Source organism: Paraeggerthella hominis (genome assembly GCF_021044775.1).
Lineage (GTDB): Bacteria > Actinomycetota > Coriobacteriia > Coriobacteriales > Eggerthellaceae > Paraeggerthella > Paraeggerthella hominis.
Genome location: NZ_JAJNOQ010000001.1, coordinates 96,107 through 114,397, shown reverse-complemented (window position 1 = coordinate 114,397; position 18,291 = coordinate 96,107). Strand labels below are relative to the sequence as shown.

At 61.7% G+C, this 18,291-nt stretch carries 13 protein-coding genes and 1 tRNA gene; 4 read left to right on the top strand and 10 right to left on the bottom strand.

Annotated elements, in window-relative coordinates; all coding sequences use genetic code 11:
- Nucleotides 1–69 precede the first annotated feature (69 nt).
- From LQE90_RS00465 to LQE90_RS00455, 3 genes are all read right to left on the bottom strand, one after another.
- A complete protein-coding gene (locus LQE90_RS00465; protein ID WP_216528486.1) occupies nt 70–1,977 on the bottom strand; it encodes a sensor domain-containing diguanylate cyclase in 1,908 nt (635 codons plus the stop codon).
- Nucleotides 1,978–2,258: 281 nt separating this feature from the next.
- On the bottom strand, nt 2,259–2,741 hold the full coding sequence (locus tag LQE90_RS00460; RefSeq protein WP_216528485.1) for a peptide-methionine (S)-S-oxide reductase: 483 nt from the start codon (nt 2,739–2,741) through the stop codon (nt 2,259–2,261).
- Between the two features lie 164 nt (nt 2,742–2,905).
- Nucleotides 2,906–4,588, bottom strand: coding sequence for a hypothetical protein (locus tag LQE90_RS00455; protein ID WP_216528484.1), 1,683 nt, complete (start codon nt 4,586–4,588; stop codon nt 2,906–2,908).
- 753 nt (nt 4,589–5,341) lie between these two features.
- Here LQE90_RS00455 and LQE90_RS00450 point away from each other — a divergent pair.
- Nucleotides 5,342–6,202 carry a GGDEF domain-containing protein gene (locus LQE90_RS00450; protein ID WP_216528483.1) on the top strand — a complete coding sequence of 287 codons (861 nt, stop codon included), beginning with the start codon at nt 5,342–5,344 and terminating at the stop codon, nt 6,200–6,202.
- A gap of 323 nt (nt 6,203–6,525) precedes the next feature.
- Here LQE90_RS00450 and LQE90_RS00445 read toward each other — a convergent pair.
- From LQE90_RS00445 to hemH, 3 genes are all read right to left on the bottom strand, one after another.
- Nucleotides 6,526–6,602: transfer RNA gene (locus LQE90_RS00445), tRNA-Pro, on the bottom strand.
- Between the two features lie 173 nt (nt 6,603–6,775).
- The gene (gene coaBC / locus LQE90_RS00440; protein WP_114566058.1) at nt 6,776–7,999 is read right to left on the bottom strand and encodes a bifunctional phosphopantothenoylcysteine decarboxylase/phosphopantothenate--cysteine ligase CoaBC; all 1,224 of its coding nucleotides are present in this window, start codon (nt 7,997–7,999) and stop codon (nt 6,776–6,778) included.
- Nucleotides 7,992–9,023 carry a ferrochelatase gene (gene hemH, locus LQE90_RS00435; RefSeq protein ID WP_216528482.1) on the bottom strand — a complete coding sequence of 344 codons (1,032 nt, stop codon included), beginning with the start codon at nt 9,021–9,023 and terminating at the stop codon, nt 7,992–7,994. Before hemH ends, coaBC begins: the two co-directional genes overlap by 8 nt.
- A 95-nt stretch (nt 9,024–9,118) precedes the next feature.
- Here hemH and LQE90_RS00430 point away from each other — a divergent pair, with 95 nt between their 5' ends.
- Nucleotides 9,119–9,841, top strand: a complete 723-nt coding sequence (locus LQE90_RS00430; RefSeq protein ID WP_216528481.1) for a putative ABC transporter permease — start codon at nt 9,119–9,121, stop codon at nt 9,839–9,841.
- A 54-nt stretch (nt 9,842–9,895) separates the two neighbouring features.
- Here the strand turns inward: LQE90_RS00430 and LQE90_RS00425 are convergent, their stop codons facing one another.
- The 3 genes from LQE90_RS00425 to ileS are packed head-to-tail and all read right to left on the bottom strand — an operon-like array spanning nt 9,896 to nt 14,356.
- Nucleotides 9,896–10,912, bottom strand: a complete 1,017-nt coding sequence (locus LQE90_RS00425) for an RluA family pseudouridine synthase (RefSeq protein ID WP_114566055.1) — start codon at nt 10,910–10,912, stop codon at nt 9,896–9,898.
- Nucleotides 10,909–11,502, bottom strand: coding sequence for a signal peptidase II (gene lspA / locus LQE90_RS00420; RefSeq protein WP_181792515.1), 594 nt, complete (start codon nt 11,500–11,502; stop codon nt 10,909–10,911). Before lspA ends, LQE90_RS00425 begins: the two co-directional genes overlap by 4 nt.
- A 4-nt stretch (nt 11,503–11,506) precedes the next feature.
- Nucleotides 11,507–14,356 carry an isoleucine--tRNA ligase gene (gene ileS, locus LQE90_RS00415; protein WP_216528480.1) on the bottom strand — a complete coding sequence of 950 codons (2,850 nt, stop codon included), beginning with the start codon at nt 14,354–14,356 and terminating at the stop codon, nt 11,507–11,509.
- 267 nt (nt 14,357–14,623) lie between these two features.
- On the opposite strand from ileS, the gene LQE90_RS00410 reads away from it, so the two are divergent.
- A complete protein-coding gene (locus LQE90_RS00410; protein ID WP_114566053.1) occupies nt 14,624–15,508 on the top strand; it encodes a DegV family protein in 885 nt (294 codons plus the stop codon).
- 129 nt (nt 15,509–15,637) lie between these two features.
- Here the strand turns inward: LQE90_RS00410 and dinB are convergent, their stop codons facing one another.
- Nucleotides 15,638–16,906 carry a DNA polymerase IV gene (gene dinB / locus LQE90_RS00405; protein ID WP_216528479.1) on the bottom strand — a complete coding sequence of 423 codons (1,269 nt, stop codon included), beginning with the start codon at nt 16,904–16,906 and terminating at the stop codon, nt 15,638–15,640.
- Nucleotides 16,907–17,144: 238 nt separating this feature from the next.
- Between dinB and LQE90_RS00400 the strand changes: the two genes are divergently transcribed.
- The gene (locus LQE90_RS00400; RefSeq protein WP_114566052.1) at nt 17,145–18,275 is read left to right on the top strand and encodes a pyridoxal phosphate-dependent aminotransferase; all 1,131 of its coding nucleotides are present in this window, start codon (nt 17,145–17,147) and stop codon (nt 18,273–18,275) included.
- Nucleotides 18,276–18,291 lie beyond the last annotated feature (16 nt).

The following is an 18,291-nucleotide window of genomic DNA, read 5'->3' as shown; positions in this document are numbered from 1 at the left end:
GCGGTTAAAGGTAACCCCGTCGTTATGGAATCGTTGCCGCTGCGACGCGGCGATCGGAATCGGCGCGGCCTAGTCCTCCCCGTACACCGTCAACCCGTTTCGACCCTTCTCCTTCGTGCGGTACAAAGCCTGGTCGGCGTGCTTGTACAGCGTATCGAAGTCCGAGCCGTCGCGAGGGGCGAACGCGATGCCGATGCTCGCCGACATGTGCCACGTCTTACCGTTGCTGGCATGGTCGCGATCCAGCTCGCGCGAAAGCTCCTCGGCCTTCCTCCTGGCCCATGCCTCGTCGGGCACGGAGGCGAACGCCACGAACTCGTCGCCGCCGATACGGCCGATGACGTCGTCTTTCCTGAACGCCGAGCGGATGGAGCCAGTGAAGGACTTGATGACCGTGTCGCCGAAGGCGTGGCCGAACCGGTCGTTCGCCTGCTTGAACACGTCGATATCGAAGATGAAGAACGCGAACAGGCCCGCACGATCCTCTTCGAGCGCCTGCCCTATGACGCGCTCCGTCGCAGACTTGGTGTACAGCCCCGTCATCTCGTCCGTCATCGCAAGGCGGCGCATGTGGCCCTCGCGCAGCTTCTCGGCGTTGACGTTCTGGCGATACACCAGCATGTGCACCGCGCCGTCTTCGTCGTTTTTCACGATGCGCCCCGTGATGCGCAGCCAGTAGTACTCCCCGCCGCTCGATATCATGCACTCGTAGCGCAGCTCCTCGCGCCCGGCCTCGTACGCTTCGAGCACCTTGTCAGGAGAGAACGTGTTCAGGTATCCGTCGCGGAATTCCTCTTTGATCTGCTTCTCCGCAATGATGGCCAGCCCTTCGCTGAACGAAGCGCCTCGAGGCGCGCCCAGGCTTTCGAAATAATCTTCGGCCGCTTCGTTCGCGGGGCGGTCGTTCGTCACGTCCAGCTCGTAGATGTCTTCGAACAGGTGCTGCGTGGCTTTCTCGAACGCGGTTCGGCGCTCTCGCTCGATCGACTGCGTCAGATTCACGATCTTGCGGTTGAAGTTGCGGATGACCGACGTGATGACGAACAAGATGACGCCCACGATGAGGACGATCACGGCAAGCGTCTCGGCAAGCTGCAAGCGCAGATCCGTCAAAAGCTCGCTCGTGTCTCTTTCGACAACCAAATGCCAGCCGGCATCGGGCAAGAAGCGCGCGACCACGTAGTCGGATTCCACCGGGATGACGCCCGAGTTCTCACCCGCCCAGAACCCGAGAGATTCGGTTGCGGAATCCCAGCTCGTCAGCTCCGCCTTCTGTTCCTCCGTGAACGGATGCACGTCGAAGTAGTTCAGGTTCTCCCCGACGTCGTGGTTCGCGGACACTTCCACCGTGCCCGCGGCGTCTACAAGGTAGGCGTCCACGCCGAAGTCGTCGTGGTACTGCCTGAAAAGCGATTGCAGATGCTCGATGCGCATGCCCACGCCAACGACGCCGAGCGCGTTGCCTTGCGCATCGCGGATCACGCAGTTCGCGAACAGGGTGACTTCGCCGTTCGCTGCGTCGTCGTTATCCACGTTCGCCACGTAGGCTTCGCCGCTTTTCAACAGGTCGTAATACCAATCGTTGGCAGGATCTTCAGGATTCATCGTGCGATCCGACCCGGTATAGCTGTAGTAACGCCCGGTATCCGCCGACACCAGGAACACGGATTCGTAGCCGTACAGCTCGTGGTACTCCCCCAGGTAGGTTCGGATCGTCTCATCGTAGCTAGGATCGTCCTCGCGGTCGCGCTCTTCGGAGAGCAGAAGTTTGAGCAGGCTGTCGTTCGCCATGGTGAGCGACACGTTGAGCGGCTTCGAAAACGTGGTGTTGAGCTGGTGGTACATGCTGCCCGACGCAAGGCGGGACACTTGCTCGATGTTTTGAAGGGAGGCTCCGTAGTTGGCCTGGTAGCTCAGCGCAGACGTGACAACGAATCCCCCGACGATGATCAAGCAGACCAAGACGTTGGTCCGCATGAGAATCCCTCGCCTCACCTGGCTCCCCCTTCGATACGCGAAACAGCTGACGCTTGGCCCGTCGTTGGACCGATGCGCTTCCCTAGCCGGCATCCGCATATCCGCGGTGCGGTTCCCATGGTAAACCAACGCCGCCAAAGAAACCGCGCAGAGTCGACGGTTTTTCGCGCGCTGCGCACCCTGTCGCGTATTTTACGGGCGCGAATCGCATCGATCCCGCTCGTCAAGCTAGCTCCGCGACGCGCGAGCGCGCGCCATTCCACGCGAAGGCAAAGCGAGCGCTAGGGAACAACTCGCTTGTGCTTGGCCAGCAGCTCGACGGGAATATGGCAGTAATCGTCCGGGCATCGATCGAGCCTGTCCTGATGCTCGTCGGCGCTTCTGACGTACCTCGACAACGGCTCCACCTCGACGACGATCCTCGCTGCATCGTCGCGCGCTTCGATGAAGGCCCTTGCTTCATCAAGATGGCGAGGATCCTCGCTGTACACGCCGGTACGGTACTTCTTGCCGACGTCGATCCCCTGCTTGTTCAAGCTGTACGGATCGATGATCTCGAAGAAGTACCCCATAAGCCGAGGAACGGATACGACGCGCTCGTCGAAGACGGCCCTGACGCATTCCGCGTACCCGTCGTAGGGGCCGTCGAGCGTGTCGGTGCTGCCGTTTGCGCGGCCCGCTTCCGTTTCGACGACGCCCGGCAAGGTCTTCATATATGCCTGAACGCCCCACAGACAGCCTCCGGCGAAATACATGGTTTGCATGACGGGTGCGCCTCCTTCTTGAACTCCGCGCTTATCATAACCGTAGAGCGGCCGCCCTGCCCTGCGAACCGGAAAAACCAGAGGAGGCCGCGAGGCATGCAAACTCAACGGAATCAGCCCGCAATCCTCTGCTCCGGCCCCGCTAAGCCGACAACCTGCAGGTTTCAACGATTTCCGCCGTCCTCGCCAAGATGCGATAGCAACTTCAGCGCTTTCTCCCGCTCGGCTTCAATCGCTTCCTTGATCTTGTCCCTATCGGAATTTCGGTTGATCAGCTGGTCGATAATCCACTGGGGAATCGAAGCGACCGTATCGAAAATCGTTTTCGACGTTTCGGGCGACAGGGCATTCTCGCCGGCGTAACCGCCCAAGTTGGCCGCGACGGAATCCAAGGCAACTATGCGATTCTCAAGCTCGTCGAAAACAGCGGCGTCCTTCTCCGTATCCGCCTCCTGAAGCCAATCGGGCACGTACCTGAGCTCATGCGTTGCAAGCTCCGCTTCGTATGCTTGCTCGACCGACGAGATTCGGGATCGATACTCCTCAAGGCACTCTTTCAAAGCCGTATCGTCTACGCCCTCGTTCAGCATCTGAACGTAGATGCCGCGCAATTCCTCCTCTGAATACTCGCCATTTCTGCTTGGCAGGTATCGCTTGTTTTCGGACTCGTAGCATTTGGAAAGAAACGAATCGACGTTTTCCTTCCGCTTGTTAAAAGCCTCGTTGATCAAATTGGTGAGGTTCGGAGCGGCTTCGTCCGTTATTTCGTTCAGCTGGTTCTCGTAGACAGCAACAAGCTCTTTCACAACATTTCTATCATAGTACTTGCCTTCGTACTCGCATGCTGCGGAAAGTATCTCTTCATGCACGATCGACTTTGCAGACTGATAAAGAGGGCGATTGAAAAGCAAACCCGTGTTGGCATTCAGCGCAAAGCAGAGAACTACCAGCATAATCGGAGCGATACAACCAAACAGGGCATATTTTTTAACCAAGATGACGTCCGCGTTTCTGACGTTGTTTTCCTTTAGCGTTTGAAATGCGCGGAGCAATTCGCCTTTAGGCATTCCGCAAACACCAAGAAGGCCCGCGATGGAGGCAAGCGGAGCAAATTGCAAAACAATGCGGAGGATAAAGCAGACCTCGGGCGACAAGGTGCTCACGGCTTCAATCTCAGTTGCCTGAAAGGCGTTCATGAACCTGGTGATAGCGCCCGCTTCAGAGAAAAGAGCAACCCCCGATCGCTCGAAAGGCTGCTCTACCAAGCAAAACGTCTCCGCGAACGAAACCGTCTGCTGGGTTTCCGCATTGTCCGCGGCAACGGCATAGCCTATGCCGAGCAAGAGCGCCGTAAGCAGAACGCTCCACCAGAAAACATGCGAAGGCCGATAATCGTCCTCCATCTGCCGCCCCGACGTCTTGTCGATCGCAGCGGCAACACACCGGTACAGAGGAATGGCGAGCAGCACTATCAACCAGTTCGACCAAGACCACAGGGGCGACTGCAAGATGAGCATCAGCATGCAGGCCGCAGAGACAAGGAACGATACCGTAAAGCACAGAAGACGACCTTTGTTGAGCCGCGCAAGAGTCGTGTCCACTTTGTATTTCACTTGCTTGTATTGCTTTGCAATCGTGTATTGATAGGTCGCTCCAACGGCGGTTAATGTGCTTAAAGCGGCCCATACCAGGGCAATGACGACCAACGGCATATGTTGGGTAAGCTGCGAGAACAGCGCGAACCCGCCCAATACGATAGAGCTTTCGATGAGATAAGGGCGCCAACGCTCGACCGTCCGAACCCGCTCCGGCGTCTCTTCTGAAATCGACTCACTTTGAACCAGCATGCCTAAATCCTCGGACTACGCAACGAATGCAAGGGCGCAACCGCTGCAGCTGAAGCACCGCCGTGCCGAGCCCCTGAAGCACGACACGACATCTGCCGTTGCCCAGGGATACTCGATGCTTGATGTTTGCGAACGTTCATGCCGATATTGTACACCGAGCGCACTCGTCGCACGTGCTCGACGTGCAAGCGAGCTTCTCTTCCGGAGCCGCTACGGGATGGCCGCCCGGTAAAGGGGCGTGACAAATCTGACAAACGGGCTGGCTGCTTCCAGGCGGTTTAATGAAGCCAAGAGTCACCCTGCGATGCGGCCGAGCAGCCGGCGAAGCCAAACAAGCGCTCCGCGTCCTGGACGAACCGCACCTCCTGCACACCCAAGCCGAGCAGCACACCCATGCCCCAGGCCGGCCGCTGCGTGCGTGACGGGCGAAGCGCACCCTGCTGAGACTCTCTCTCAGGCTCGGGCTGAAGGGGCTCCCCTCACCGCGAACGGGCTGCGAAGACGGGCCCTTCATGCCTTCACGATGGAGAATTCATGGATCCGCCCAGCGTGAACCGAGCTTCGACTACCTTGGAACTACTTTAATTAGATTAGACTAACTTATATCGCCCAGCGACGGGCGCCGCCCTTTCCGCAGATTGCGGGAATCCAAAAAACCGTGCACCATCGCTTGCCGGTCGCCTCGGCGCGCGCAGAGGAAACAGCCGTCCGCACGGCTCGCGTGCGCCTTCATTCGGGAAAGAGGGGGTCTCCATGAAACTGACCGAGAACCAGCTGCCGGGCTTCATGGCCGGTCTGCGGGAGCTGTTCGACGTAGCCAGGCTTGTCGACGCGTCGGCAGCCGAGGCCTGGGACGTGTCAGAGGACGGCAGACTCGTCGCGTGCGAGGGACGATGCCACGCGATCTGGGGAAAGAGCAGGCGTTGCCGTGATTGCACGTCCGCAAGGGCGCTCTCGTCCAAAGGGCAGGCGTCCAAGTTCGAGATCGCGGACAACGAGGCATTCTTCGTCGTGTCCACGTACGTCGAGGTCGACGGCTCGCCCTACGTACTCGAGACCGTGAGGAAAGTGGGCGAAGACGCCCTGTTCGGCGCCAACGGCAAAAGCCGCTTCCTCGAGATGGTCGAAACCTACAGCAAAAGGCTTTGGCTCGACCAGCTTACCGGAGCATGCAACAGGAGGTACTTCGACGAGCAGATCAAGAGCCTCGAGGGCTTCGATGCAGCGGCGTTCGTCGACGTCGACGACTTCAAGTCGGTCAACGACTCGTTCGGCCATGCGGCGGGCGACTACGCCCTGAAGGAGATCGCATCCGCTCTGGCCTCGTCCGTCAGGCCCTCCGACCCGCTCGTCCGCCTCGGAGGAGACGAGTTCGTCATAGCGTTTCGAGGAATGCCCCCGGCGGCGTTGGCCGGCAGGCTCGAGGAGGCGCGCCGCAAGGTCGCGGCGCTGAGGTTCCCCGAGACCCCGGACCTTCGGGTGTCGGTCAGCATCGGCGGCGCCTGCGGAGCCGGCGGGATCGAGCAGCTTGTAGCGCGCGCCGACGAGGCCCTCTACCGCGCTAAGGAAGGCAAGGACCGCGTGGTCCTCGCCCCCGTCGACCCGCAGCCCTGACGGGCCGGCGGGGGCAAGGCGGAACCGGGCCGAGCCCTAGCGAGCGGGCAGCGCAATGTGCGCGGGGGCTTGGCCGCGACGACCCGTGCATGCATCCAGAAGCCCGAGAGGTCGGACAGGAGCCATCCCGCGACCATGGGCCAACAACCAGCCTTGTCCGCATCGATGAGGCTGCATATCCCCCGGTCCCCGCAGCCTCGGAGGACGAGCCTATCCGAAGGAGACCGTCATGGGAGGATTCTACGAGAAGAAAGTCGACATGCGAATTACCCCAAACGAAAAGCAGGTCAGAAGCTCTTAAGCCTCTGACCTGCTGTAATAGCTGGTCGGGTTGACAGGATTTGAACCTGCGACCCCTTGACCCCCAGTCAAGTGCGCTACCAAACTGCGCCACAACCCGTTCATGCTCGCTTCTTCGAACTCGCGCTCTTCCGAAGCAGCGCAGATTATATTAACCGTATCGCCCAGGCTTTGCAAGCCCGAATTTCCATCTTTTGAAAATTTCTGGCGCTTGCACTAAAAAGTTCGAGCTTCCCTTGCCCGCAGGCCAGGGAAGCTCGAACTCCCGACGCTTTACCGCAGGAACTCGACCGCCTTGTTCAGGATCGCGTCGGCCAAGCGGGCTTTCGACATGCGCGGAAGCTCCTCGATATCCTCGTCGTCAACGAACCACACCTCGTTGTCGTCGGTGCCGAAGGCCTTGCCCTCGCCCACCTGGTTCGCCACCACGAGATCGGCGTGCTTCGACACCAGCTTCTTCTCGGCGTTCGCCACCACGTCGTTCGTTTCAGCCGCAAACCCTACGACCACCTGGTGCGTTTTCCGCGCACCGAGGGTCGCCAGGATATCCGGGTTCTCGATCAGCTCCAGCACGCCCAGCTCCGCGTCCGACTGGCCCTTCTTCAGCTTTCGGTCGGCCGCCAGCTTCGGGCGCATATCGGCCACCGCAGCCGCGAACACGGCGATGTCGGCGCTTTCGAACGCCTCCTCAGCGGCTGCGAACATGTCGCGCGCCGTCTTCACATGAACGACGCGCACGCCCTCGGGAACCGGAATGGACACCGGGCCGGAAATCAGCGTCACGTCCGCGCCGCGCAAGGCAGCAGCACGTGCCACGGCGTATCCGGTCTTGCCGGAAGAATGGTTGGAAATGTAGCGCACCGGATCGATGGGCTCCACCGTGGGGCCGGCCGTCACCATGACGTGCCTGCCCGACAGATCACGGCTCATGCCCAGTTCCTCGAGCACCGCCGTCACAATGTCGTCGATCTCCGCCAAACGACCGCGGCCCACGTCGCCGCAAGCAAGGTAGCCGTCTCCGGCTTCGATGATGCGCGTCCCGCGGATGTGAAGCTTGCCGATGTTGTAACGCGTGGCGCCGTTCTCGTACATGTTCACGTTCATGGCGGGTGCTATGACCAACGGCGCCGTGGTGGCAAGCGCGGTCGTGGTCAGCAGGTCGTCGGCAATCCCGTTCGCAATTTTCGCAATGACGTTGGCCGTGCACGGAGCAATCAAGAACACGTCCGCCTCTTGAGCAAGCGAGATATGATGGATGGGATCCGACGGATCGTCGAACAACCCAACAGCCACCGGCTCATGCGTAAGCGCGCGAAACGTCGTAGGGCCCACGAACTCGGTTGCGTGCTCGGTCATGACGACCTTCACGCGTACGCCGGCTTTCTGCAATGCGCGAACGATCTCGCAGGACTTGTAGACGGCGATGCACCCCGTAACGCCCAACAACACCGTTTTTTGCGCGGGCTCGACCGCAGAGCGGCCCTCGTCTTTACCCATGGTTAGCCTCCTCGATATGCGGCCGCAGCACGTCGGATAAAACGCGCAAATGCGCTCGGCTGCGGTCGAGGCAAGGCACGTATACGAAACTATCGGAGCCAGGCGTCCTCCCCGCCTGGCGAATATGATCAAAATAAAAAGGTTTCAACTCGTATTCGATATCGTAAAGCGTCTCCAGGCAATCGACGGCGAAGTTCGGGCAAACGTAGAAAACGCGCCCCACATCGGCTTCCGCCCATCGAGCCAGCGTGTCGCGCGAAAACGGCTTGAGCCATTCCCTGCCCTTATCGAACTGGCACTGATAGCCGATAGTCCAACGGTTGCGATCAAGGCCCAGCTCGCTGGCTATCTGCAAGCTCGAGGCACCCGTTTGCAGCTCGTAGGTGTCCCCCGCCTCGATGTCGACAAGGGGGATCGAATGATACGAGAACAGTAGGCGATCGTCTGATTCGATCTGAAAGCCCGCATGTTCGATGGAAGCCGCTATAGCGCGGATATACGTGACGTGATCGTGGTAGTTGTCGATGAAATCGCACGGGACCTTCCAGCGCGTTTTCTTGAGCGCGCGCTCAACGCTGTCGGAGACCGACCCGGTGGTGGAGTAAGCGCTCTGCGGGTACAGGGGCAGAACCACCAAACGCGTGCATCCGGCCGCCTTCATCTGCTTCACGCAGTGCCGAACCGTAGGATCGCTGTAACTCATGGCGCAGCGAACCATCACGTCGAAGCCCTCTTGCTGAAGCGATGCGTTCAGCCCCGATTCCAGCTTCTCATGCGCCACGGTGAACGGCGACCCTTCGTCAGTCCAGATCTTCGCGTACTTCTCGCCTGACGCGCGCCCGCGCTTGGGCAGAATGAACAGATGCAGAATGAACCACCAAGCCACGCGATTCATCGGAGCTATGCGCTTGTCCATCAGAAACCTGGCCAAATACGCACGAACAGCACGAGGACGCGGCTCGGCCGGCGTCCCGGTATTCACGAGGAGAACCCCGCAGCGACTACCGGCTGACACGATGCTCATCACCTTCCTGCAATTGACATGGGGTGTAACGGTTTAATTTCAAGCCCCCTAAATCTGATATAGTTTAGCCCATTGACTTATCGGAGGGCAGGTGAATGGAGAAAGAACCTCAAAATTCAAGCGTCTTCAAGGAGATAGGTCAGGAAGTCCGCGAACAGGTCAAGCCGAATTTCGGCTATTTGAAGATCGACTACTTTACATTGTTCTGGCTGTTCGTGGCCGGCAGCATGTTTGGACTTGCCGTGGAAACCATCTTCCATGCAATCGTGTACGGAGGCTACGAAAGCCGCGCCGGTCTGGTCTGGGGTCCGTTTTCCCCCATTTACGGCATGGGGGCCGTGCTGCTCACGGTAAGCCTGAATCGCTTCCACCATTCCCACAACTTGATCATCTTCATCGTATCGATGGTGCTGGGATCCGCGATCGAATACACGGCAAGCTGGCTCATGGAAGTGCTTTGGGGAGCCATAGCCTGGGATTACGCCGGCACGTTCGGGAGCATCGGAGGACGCACGAACTTCGCGTTCGGCGTCATGTGGGGCCTTCTGGGGCTTCTATGGGTTCGCATCGCAATGCCGCTCGTCAAGCGCGCGTTCTCCCACGTGAACGCGCGAACCACGACGGCAAAAGCGCTGACCGCCGCAGCAAGCGTGCTTATGGCACTGAACATTGCCGTCACCGTGCTTGCCCTCGATCGCGAAAGCCAGCGGGCGCAGGGTGTGCCCGCCGTCACCTGGGAGCAACGCGCTTTAGACGAGTGGTTCCCGCAACCCTACATGCAGGAGCACTTCCATAACATGAGCGTCTACGGGAAGTGATGCGAAGCGAACGGGCGCTAGAGCCGACCCCGCGCCCGGATCGTGCGCCCGGCTCTAGTGCGAAAGCAGCTCGAAAACCTCTTCGCCGGCTGCCGTACGACCCTCGCTTCGGTCGGACAGCGCGTCAAGAGCCGCCTGGAGATCCTCGGGCAACGCATCGAAGAAGCGCAGCTCCTCGCCGGTTTCCGGATGCGCGAAGCCAAGCTGGAACGAATGCAGGAACTGCCGGTCAAGCCCCAGATCGGCGGAAACGTCCTTCGGAGACCTGGACGAGTACACGGGATCTCCCACCAAAGGATGCTTCGCGTACTCCATGTGCACGCGAATCTGGTGCGTTCGTCCCGTAAACAGCTTGCAGTCGATAAGCGTGTAGCCGTCGTCTTTCGCGCGAGGCTCGAACCGCTCGAGCACGCGAAACGTGGTAATGGCCTCGCGCGCAGAAGGCGCGACGCGCACGGCCATGCGCGTGCGCTCGTTCGCAGAGCGAGCGATGGGCGCGTCCACCATGCCCGTGTCGTGCGCGACAATGCCATGCACGAGCGCCAGGTACCGACGATCGACGGCGCGATCGCGGATGTCGGCCATGAGGGCGTACCCCGCCTCGTCAGTTTTCGCAGCCAGCATGAGCCCGGTCGTATCGCGGTCAAGGCGATGCACGATGCCCAGCCGATCGTCCTCGCCCTGCACATTGCAGAGGTTCTCAGCCCCGCAATGAAACACGAGCGCGTTCACCAACGTGCCGTCATCGTGATCGACGGAAGGGTGGCACACGAGCCCCGCCTGCTTCGAAAGCACGATAAGATGCTCGTCCTCGAAGCGAATGTCCAAATCGATGGGCTGGCCCGCCAACGGACCCGCCTCGATTGCGTCTTCTACCTGGTAGACAATGGTGTCTCCAGCGGCCACGGCGTGCTTCTTCGCAACGGACGCACCGTTCACGTACACGGCGCCGTCATCCACCGCGCGCGCAGCAGCGCTGCGGCTCGGGTACAGCCCGCGAGCGGCCAGCAGAGCGTCCAAGCGCTGGCCAGCGTCTTCGGGGGCGACGATATGGGACAGCAGGCGCGTCATCGATCGCCACCCTCCTGCACCTGATCGACATGCGCGGCCGCCAAAGCGCCCATGCGCCGCTCGCGTATCAGCAAGCCCACAATAAACAGAACGAACCCGCAGGTCACGCCAATGTCGGCAACGTTGAACACCGGAAAGTCGATGAAAACCGGTTCGATGAAATCCACTACGTAGCCCAACGCGAACCGATCGATGGCGTTGCCCAGTCCTCCGGCAACCACCAGCGCAAGGCCCAAAGCCTCAAGCGTCGAGGCGGTCGGCGAGAACCCGATCAAATACACGACGAGAACCGCGCACACGACCAGCGACATAATCCCCAAGGCGAACGTGGAGTCGCCGAACATGCCCCACGCCGCCCCGGTGTTATGAACCAGATGAAAGCGCACGATCCCCCAAAGCGAGTTCGCCGAAGCCTCCCCCACCGCGTAGTTCGCAGTAAACCAGCTTTTGGTGAGCACGTCCAGCGCAAGCCAGGCCAAGCCGGCCGCCCCGAGAATCAGGGCGCTGCGCAGGCGATGCGAGGGCGCAGCGCCTGCAACAGCCCCCTGCGCCTCAAGACGGTCGGTTTGGGCTTTGTTGTCGTCGATCAAAAACCTACTCGCTTTCCGTGAAGCCGATGGCGTCGAGCGCGTCGCCGCAACGATCGCACACGTCAGGATGGCTCGCGTTGCCGCCGAGCACGCGATAGTTCCAGCAACGCGGGCACTTCTCCGCATCCGTGCGAGCAACCGCGGCTGCAAGCTCGTCGCCTTCGACGAACGCCACGGATGCCACGATGAACAGCTCTTCGTACACGGCGGCGTCGTAGCGCTCCAGCACGTCGAGCACGCTGCGCGGAGCCGTCACCGTCACGGCGGCTTCCTGGCTCTTGTTCACAACCTTCTGGCCACGGGCGTCCTCAAGCGCCTTCGTCACCGCTTCGCGCACGCCCAGCACCACGCCGAAGTCCTCGGCCATGCGCTCGCCGCCTTCCGCGGGAATGGCGGGCACGAAGTCCGAGACTTCAGGCCAACCGGCCAGCTGCACGTTGGAGGGACGGCCTTCGTTCATGCGCTCGGCCTGCGGGTAGTGCTCCCACACCTCGTCGGTCGTGAACGTCAGGACGGGCGCCAGCACGCGCACGAGCACTTCGAGGATGTTCGCGAGCACGGTCTGCACGGCGCGGCGGCGCGGCGAGTTCGGCGCCTCGGAGTACAGGCGGTCCTTCGTCGCGTCCATGTAGACGGCCGACAGATCGTTCACGATGTAGTCGTACACGCTGCGGTACACGTAATGGAAACGGTAGCTGTCGTAGGCCGCCTCGACGTCGGCAAGCAGATGCCGCGTGCGCACCATCGCCCACTGGTCGATCGGCTCGAGCCCCTCCCAGTCGGAAACGGCGTCGTGCTCGAAGCAGAAATCGTCCAAGCTGCCCAGCAGGAAGCGGAACGTGTTGCGGATGCGGCGGTACGCTTCGCTCGTGCGCTGCAGGATCTCGTCGGAAATGCTCACGTCCTGCGAGTAGTCGACGCTGGCCACCCACAGGCGCAGCACGTCGGCGCCCGCCTTCGCCATCACGTCGGCCGGATCCACGCCGTTGCCCAGCGACTTCGACATCTTGCGGCCTTCGCCGTCCACCGTGAAGCCGCAGTGCATGACAGACTTGTACGGCGGCACGCCGTAAGCGCCCACGCTGGTCAGAAGCGACGACTGGAACCAACCGCGATGCTGGTCGGAGCCTTCCAGGTACATATCCGCCGGGAAGCGCAGGCCCTCGGCCTCGCGATGCTTGAGCACGGAGGTATGGGACACGCCGCTTTCCCACCACACGTCCAGGATGTCCTTTTCAGGCACGAGCTCGCTGCATCCGCACGTTTCGCACTTCACGTGGCGGGGCAGGTACTCGGAGGGCTTGCGCGTGAACCACGCGTCGGCCCCTTCGCGGTTGAACAGGTCGATGACCGCGTCGAACGTCTCCTCGGTAGCAACCGTGCTGCCGCACTTCGCGCACTTGAACACGGGAATGGGCACGCCCCACGAGCGCTGGCGCGAAATGCACCAGTCGGGACGGTCGGCCACCATGCTGCCGATACGGTTCTTCGCCCACGCGGGGATCCACTCCACCGTGTTCTCGATGGCGTTCAGGGCGTTCTCGCGCAGCGCGTTCTTGTCCATGGACACGAACCACTGGTCGGTGGCGCGGAAGATGACCGGCTCGTGGCAGCGCCAACAATGCGGGTAGCTGTGCAAGATGGTCTTCTGGGCCACGAGCGTGCCGCGCTCGCGCAGCCACTCGATGATCACCGGGTTGGCCGCCTCGACGTCAAGGCCGGCGAAGGGGCCCGCCTCGTCGGTCAGCACGCCGTTGTCGTCCACCGGCATGAGCAGCGGCACGTCGAATTCGAGCGCCACCAGGTAGTCGTCCTGGCCGTGTCCGGGAGCCGTGTGCACGGCGCCGGTGCCCGAATCGAGCGTGACGTGATCGCCGTAGATAATCGTGCCCTTGAGATCCTGGCGGATGGGGCACGTGTAAGTCAGGCCGGTCAGCTGACGGCCCTTGAGCGCAACGGGCTCGCCATCTTCGCCGAGCACCAGGTCATAGCTTTCCCAACCCGCGATCTCGGCCACCTGCTCCACCAGCTCGCGCGCGAAGATCACGTTGGACCCGTCGGCGCGCACCATGACGTAGTCGGCGTCGGGGGCAAGCGACACGGCCGTGTTGGCCGGCAGCGTCCAGGGCGTGGTGGTCCAGATGAGCACGTAGGCGTCGCCCTCGGCTCCGGCGGCCTCGAACACGCCCGGCATCACGTCGAGCTTGAACTTCACGAAGATGGACGGCGACGTTTCGTCGGAGTACTCGATCTCAGCCTCGGCCAGCGCGGTATGGCAGCGCTTGCACCAGTGAATGGGCTTGCGGCCGCGGTAGACCGAGCCGTCCAGGTACATCTGCTTGAACACTTCCACGTTGCCGGACTCGTAGTTCGGCGTGAACGTGAGGTAGGGGTGATCCCAGTCGGCGTTGACGCCCAGGCGCTTGAACCCGTCGCGCTGGATGCCGACGTACTTCTCGGCCCATTCGCGGCACAGGCGACGCAGCGTGGGCTGGTCGATCTTGGCCATCTTCTCAGGCCCGAGGGTCTTTTCCACCATGTGCTCGATCGGCTGGCCGTGGCAGTCCCAACCGGGCACGTACGGCGTGAAGAAGCCGCGCTGCGCGTGGGACTTGTTCACGAAGTCCTTGAGGATCTTGTTGAAGGCATGACCGATGTGAATGGGGCCGTTGGCGTACGGGGGGCCGTCGTGCAGAATGAAGGGCTTGCCGTCCTTGTTCTTTTCCAGCACGCGCTCGTAGATGCGCTCCTCTTCCCACTTCGCAAGACGCTTCGGCTCGCTTTCGGGCAAGTTCGCCCGCATTGCGAAGTCGGTCTTGGGCAGGTTCATCGTTTCCTTGTACGTATTGGCCACGGGATGCCGTACCTTTCCTCAAGAGTCCAAGATGCATGCGGCGCGCGGACCCGAAGAATCCCCTGCGGCCCGCCGCGCGTTTCAATCGTTGCAAACCGCTATAGTATAGTGGAAGCAAGGCAGGATACGGCGAGTTCGATCGCACTTTTCAAAATTGCGACATAGGAAAGCGCGCGAACCGGTATACTTCTTGTGTTTGCAATTCAAAGCGAGCGGCTTTTGTTTCCGAACATGCCGTTCGCTTGGCTTTTCAGGAAGGAAGCGACTATGTCGATGAACTTCGAAATCGTCACCGATTCAAGCAGCAACCTCGTCGAAGAGATGATCGACGATTTCGGCTTGCACGTCCTGCCCCTCACCTTCATGGTCGACGGCGAGGACGAAGTGTACCAAAGCTACCTCAAGGGCGAGCACACCGACCTATCGCAGTTCTACACCATGATGCGCGAGGGGAAGGTGTTCAAAACTTCCCTGCCGAACCTGGCCGACACCGAGCAGCTGATGCGCGGCTTGCTGGAGCAGGGTCGCGACGTCCTGTACCTGGGATTCTCGAGCGGCCTGTCCGGCACGTACGAAGCCGTGGAGCTTCTGGTGGGCCAGCTTGCCGGCGAGTTCCCCGACCGCACGGTGCTCTCCGTGGACACGCTGGCGGCCTCCGGCGGCGAAGGCCTGCTGGTGTGGCACGCGGTGCAGCGCGCTCGCACAGGCGCCGCCATCGAAGAAGTCAGGGATTGGGTCGAAGCCAACAAGCTGAAGCTTGCCCACTGGTTCACGGTGGACGACCTCATGTTCTTGTTCCGCGGCGGGCGCGTGTCGAAAACGAGCGCCTGGGCGGGCACGATGCTCAACATCAAGCCGGTCATGCACGTGGACGACGACGGGCATCTGGTGCCTATGGAGAAGGTGCGCGGGCGCAAGAAATCGCTCAACGCCCTGGTCGACCACATGGAGAAAACGGCCATCAAGCCCATCGAGGACCAGATGGTGTTCATCACGCACGGCGACTGCCTGGAGGATGCGGAGTACGTCGCCGCGCAGGTCAAAGAGCGCTTCGGCGTGCGCGACGTGGTCATCAACTACGTCGATCCGGTGATCGGCGCGCACTCCGGGCCGGGCACGATGGCGCTGTTCTTCTTGGCTGACACGCGCTAGCCCCTCGCGAAACGCAACCTGCCAAAAGGCCGACGGGACGCCCCGCCGGCCTTTTTCGTTCGCCCGCTTTTCAACGAGAACCCGCCCGCTACGTCCGCCCTTCCTCGACGCAGCGCTTCGGATGCGCTTCTACTTGTAGTCCGCGATGTTCTTGCTTGACGAGCCGGTGGTGTTCTTCTCGTTGCGCAGCTCATGCCCGAACCGCACGGCCGATTCGCCGAACCGGTTGCGCACAAGATCGGTGGCGTCAAGAAGGCCCCGGCGCTTGCCCTCGTCTTTGATGACGGGCGCGGCATCGTCGTCCGACGGCGCGGCCTCGGACAGGTCGAACAAGCTCTCCTGCACGGCGGCATCGGCGTCGAACCCGGTCATCGCAACGCCGATCAAGCGAACCGGCATGCCCGGACGCCACACTTCGTCCACCATGCGGTACAGGATCGGCGTGTAGGCCAGCTCGTCGTCGGAGGGGTTCGACAGCTGCCGCTGAACCGAGCGCACGCTCCGATCGTCGAATTTGACCCGTAGGCCAACCGTGCGTCCGACAAGCCCTTTGCGACGTAAGCGACGACCCACTTTGGCAGCCATGGTGGCGATGGCCGCTTCCACGTCCTGCCGATCGACCAGATCGTGCGCGAACGTCATTTCGTTGGACACCGACTTCACCGCATCGTCCTGCTCGACCGGCGCATCATCTCCGCCGAGCGAGCGGATGTGCATGACGCGACCGTTTTTGCCCAGCATCCTTACCAGCATGGCCTCGTCGGCTGCGGCCAGCTGCCCGAGCGTGACGATGCCGCGCGAGCGCAGCTTCTCCTCGGCCGCGGCCCCGATGCCGCTCATGACCCGAACAGGCAACGGCGCCAGGAAGTCCCGCTCGCTTCCCGGATACACCACGGTCAAGCCGCGCGGCTTATCCATGTCGGAAGCGATCTTCGCCACTGTCTTGGAGGTTCCAACGCCAATCGAGCAGGTCACGCCAAGCTTTTCCACGCGCGTCTGGATGCGCTGCGCCACGAGCACCGGGTGCTCGCAGTTGACGGCGGTCGGCGTCACGTCCATGAACGCCTCGTCGATGCTCACCTGCTGCACGCGAGGGGTTTCGGCCTTCAGGATGTCCATGATCTGATTGGAGACCGCCCGATAGCGATCGAAATGCCCGCGCGTCCAGATAGCATGCGGGCACAGGCGCTTCGCCGTTGACGAGGGCATGGCGCTGCGCACGCCGAACGGCCGGGCCTCGTAGGATGCGGTGGACACCACGCCGTGCTTGTCGGGGTCGCCGCCCACGATAACGGGCTTGCCGCGCCAGGCGGGATGGTCCAGCTGCTCGACCGAAGCGAAGAACGCGTCCAGATCGACCAGAAGGATGGCAGGGCCTTCCCAGGGGGCCAACAGCATCGAGGCGCCTTGGTCGCCGCTGCAAGCCGAATCGGTATGTTCGCCCGAGAGATTCATGATCGCAATTAGTCTACCATGTCCGATGCGCGCGTATGGAACTTGTGCTAGGATGTTCATTCCCTGCCTCTTAAGGAAGGCATGGATGCGACCGCATTCGAACGCCCGCTTCAAACGCTCACCTGGATTTCGACGTCGAGTCCATTTGCGGTTCGTTGACGACAGTCGGAAAGGAGGGACGATGGCGCTGCATGAAACCGTCGCGCGCGGGTGCGTACGCGACTGCGTGACCGCGCTTCCCGAGCAGCTGCTCTCTCCGCCCTACGAGTTACGCACCGAAATGAACTGGATAGACTTTTCGGGCACGGCGAACCCCTTGGGCACTCCCCCTACGTTCATACGAGCTATGGAAGCGGCGCTTGCCGCCGGACAGCTGAACTATCCGCCCGACCGCGAGGCTCATACGCTGCGCAGCGTGCTCGCGCGCAGGTTCGGGCTGCCCGTGGCATCGTTTCTCGTGGGATCGACCGTCGGCGACATGGTTCGGGCGGTTGCCCAAACCTACCAGCCGTGCACGGTCGGCGTCACCGTGCCGGGACCGGCCGAGTATGCGCTGGCGGCGGGAAACGCCGGGCATCGCGTGGTCGAGATAACCAGCCCGGCAGGATTCGTCATTCCCGATCCCGCCGCAGCCGAACGGCACGGCATCTACTTCGACGCCGCCGTGCTGGCAAACCCGGGCTACCCCACCAGCCGCCTCTTGCCGCAGCCGACGCTGCTGTCGTACCTGGAGGCATGCACGTGGGTGGTGGTGGACGAACGATCCATCGAGCTTACGCTCGGCGGCGAGAGCATGGTCGAGCTCACGTCCGAACATCGCAACCTGGTGGTGGTTCGCTCCTTCTGCGAGCCCTTCGCCATGCCGGGCGTGCCCATCAGCTACTGCATAGCGCACCCCGACACCATCGCGCAGATCGCGCGCTTCTACGACAGCTCCGCGGTTCCGATGTTCGCCGAAGTGCTCGGCGAGCTGACCCTGACCGAAGTAGGGCACCTGGAGCGCACCCGCGAGTTCCTGGATTCCGAGATTCCCTGGCTTCAGTGCATGCTCAACCTGATTCCCGGTATCGACATTTTCCCGGCGGAAGCGAACTACGTCATGTGCACCTTCGATGCAGGAGCGGACATGACTTTAGGCGTCGCAAGCGCCGAAGAGCTTGCCAGCAGACTGCAGCTTGCCGGCTTCCTGATTCGCAAGCTGGAAAGCACGCCGGGCCTTGAAGACGGCCGCTACTTCTGCGTGGCCGTGCGCACGCGCGAAGACAACGAGAAATTGATCAGCGCGCTGCGCGAGATCATCGTAGGCTGCTAACGCGGGAAGGGAGCCT

Bases quoted from the DNA above. Each gene is read 5' to 3' on its own strand.
- dinB (WP_216528479.1), bottom strand. From the start codon at position 16,906: ATGCTGTTGGCCCCCTGGGAAGGCCCTGCCATCCTTCTGGTCGATCTG.
- LQE90_RS00455 (WP_216528484.1), bottom strand. From the start codon at position 4,588: ATGCTGGTTCAAAGTGAGTCGATTTCAGAAGAGACGCCGGAGCGGGTT.
- LQE90_RS00460 (WP_216528485.1), bottom strand. From the start codon at position 2,741: ATGCAAACCATGTATTTCGCCGGAGGCTGTCTGTGGGGCGTTCAGGCA.
- LQE90_RS00400 (WP_114566052.1), top strand. From the start codon at position 17,145: ATGGCGCTGCATGAAACCGTCGCGCGCGGGTGCGTACGCGACTGCGTG.
- LQE90_RS00450 (WP_216528483.1), top strand. From the start codon at position 5,342: ATGAAACTGACCGAGAACCAGCTGCCGGGCTTCATGGCCGGTCTGCGG.
- LQE90_RS00465 (WP_216528486.1), bottom strand. From the start codon at position 1,977: ATGCGGACCAACGTCTTGGTCTGCTTGATCATCGTCGGGGGATTCGTT.
- LQE90_RS00410 (WP_114566053.1), top strand. From the start codon at position 14,624: ATGTCGATGAACTTCGAAATCGTCACCGATTCAAGCAGCAACCTCGTC.
- coaBC (WP_114566058.1), bottom strand. From the start codon at position 7,999: ATGGGTAAAGACGAGGGCCGCTCTGCGGTCGAGCCCGCGCAAAAAACG.
- LQE90_RS00425 (WP_114566055.1), bottom strand. From the start codon at position 10,912: ATGACGCGCCTGCTGTCCCATATCGTCGCCCCCGAAGACGCTGGCCAG.
- LQE90_RS00430 (WP_216528481.1), top strand. From the start codon at position 9,119: ATGGAGAAAGAACCTCAAAATTCAAGCGTCTTCAAGGAGATAGGTCAG.
- hemH (WP_216528482.1), bottom strand. From the start codon at position 9,023: ATGAGCATCGTGTCAGCCGGTAGTCGCTGCGGGGTTCTCCTCGTGAAT.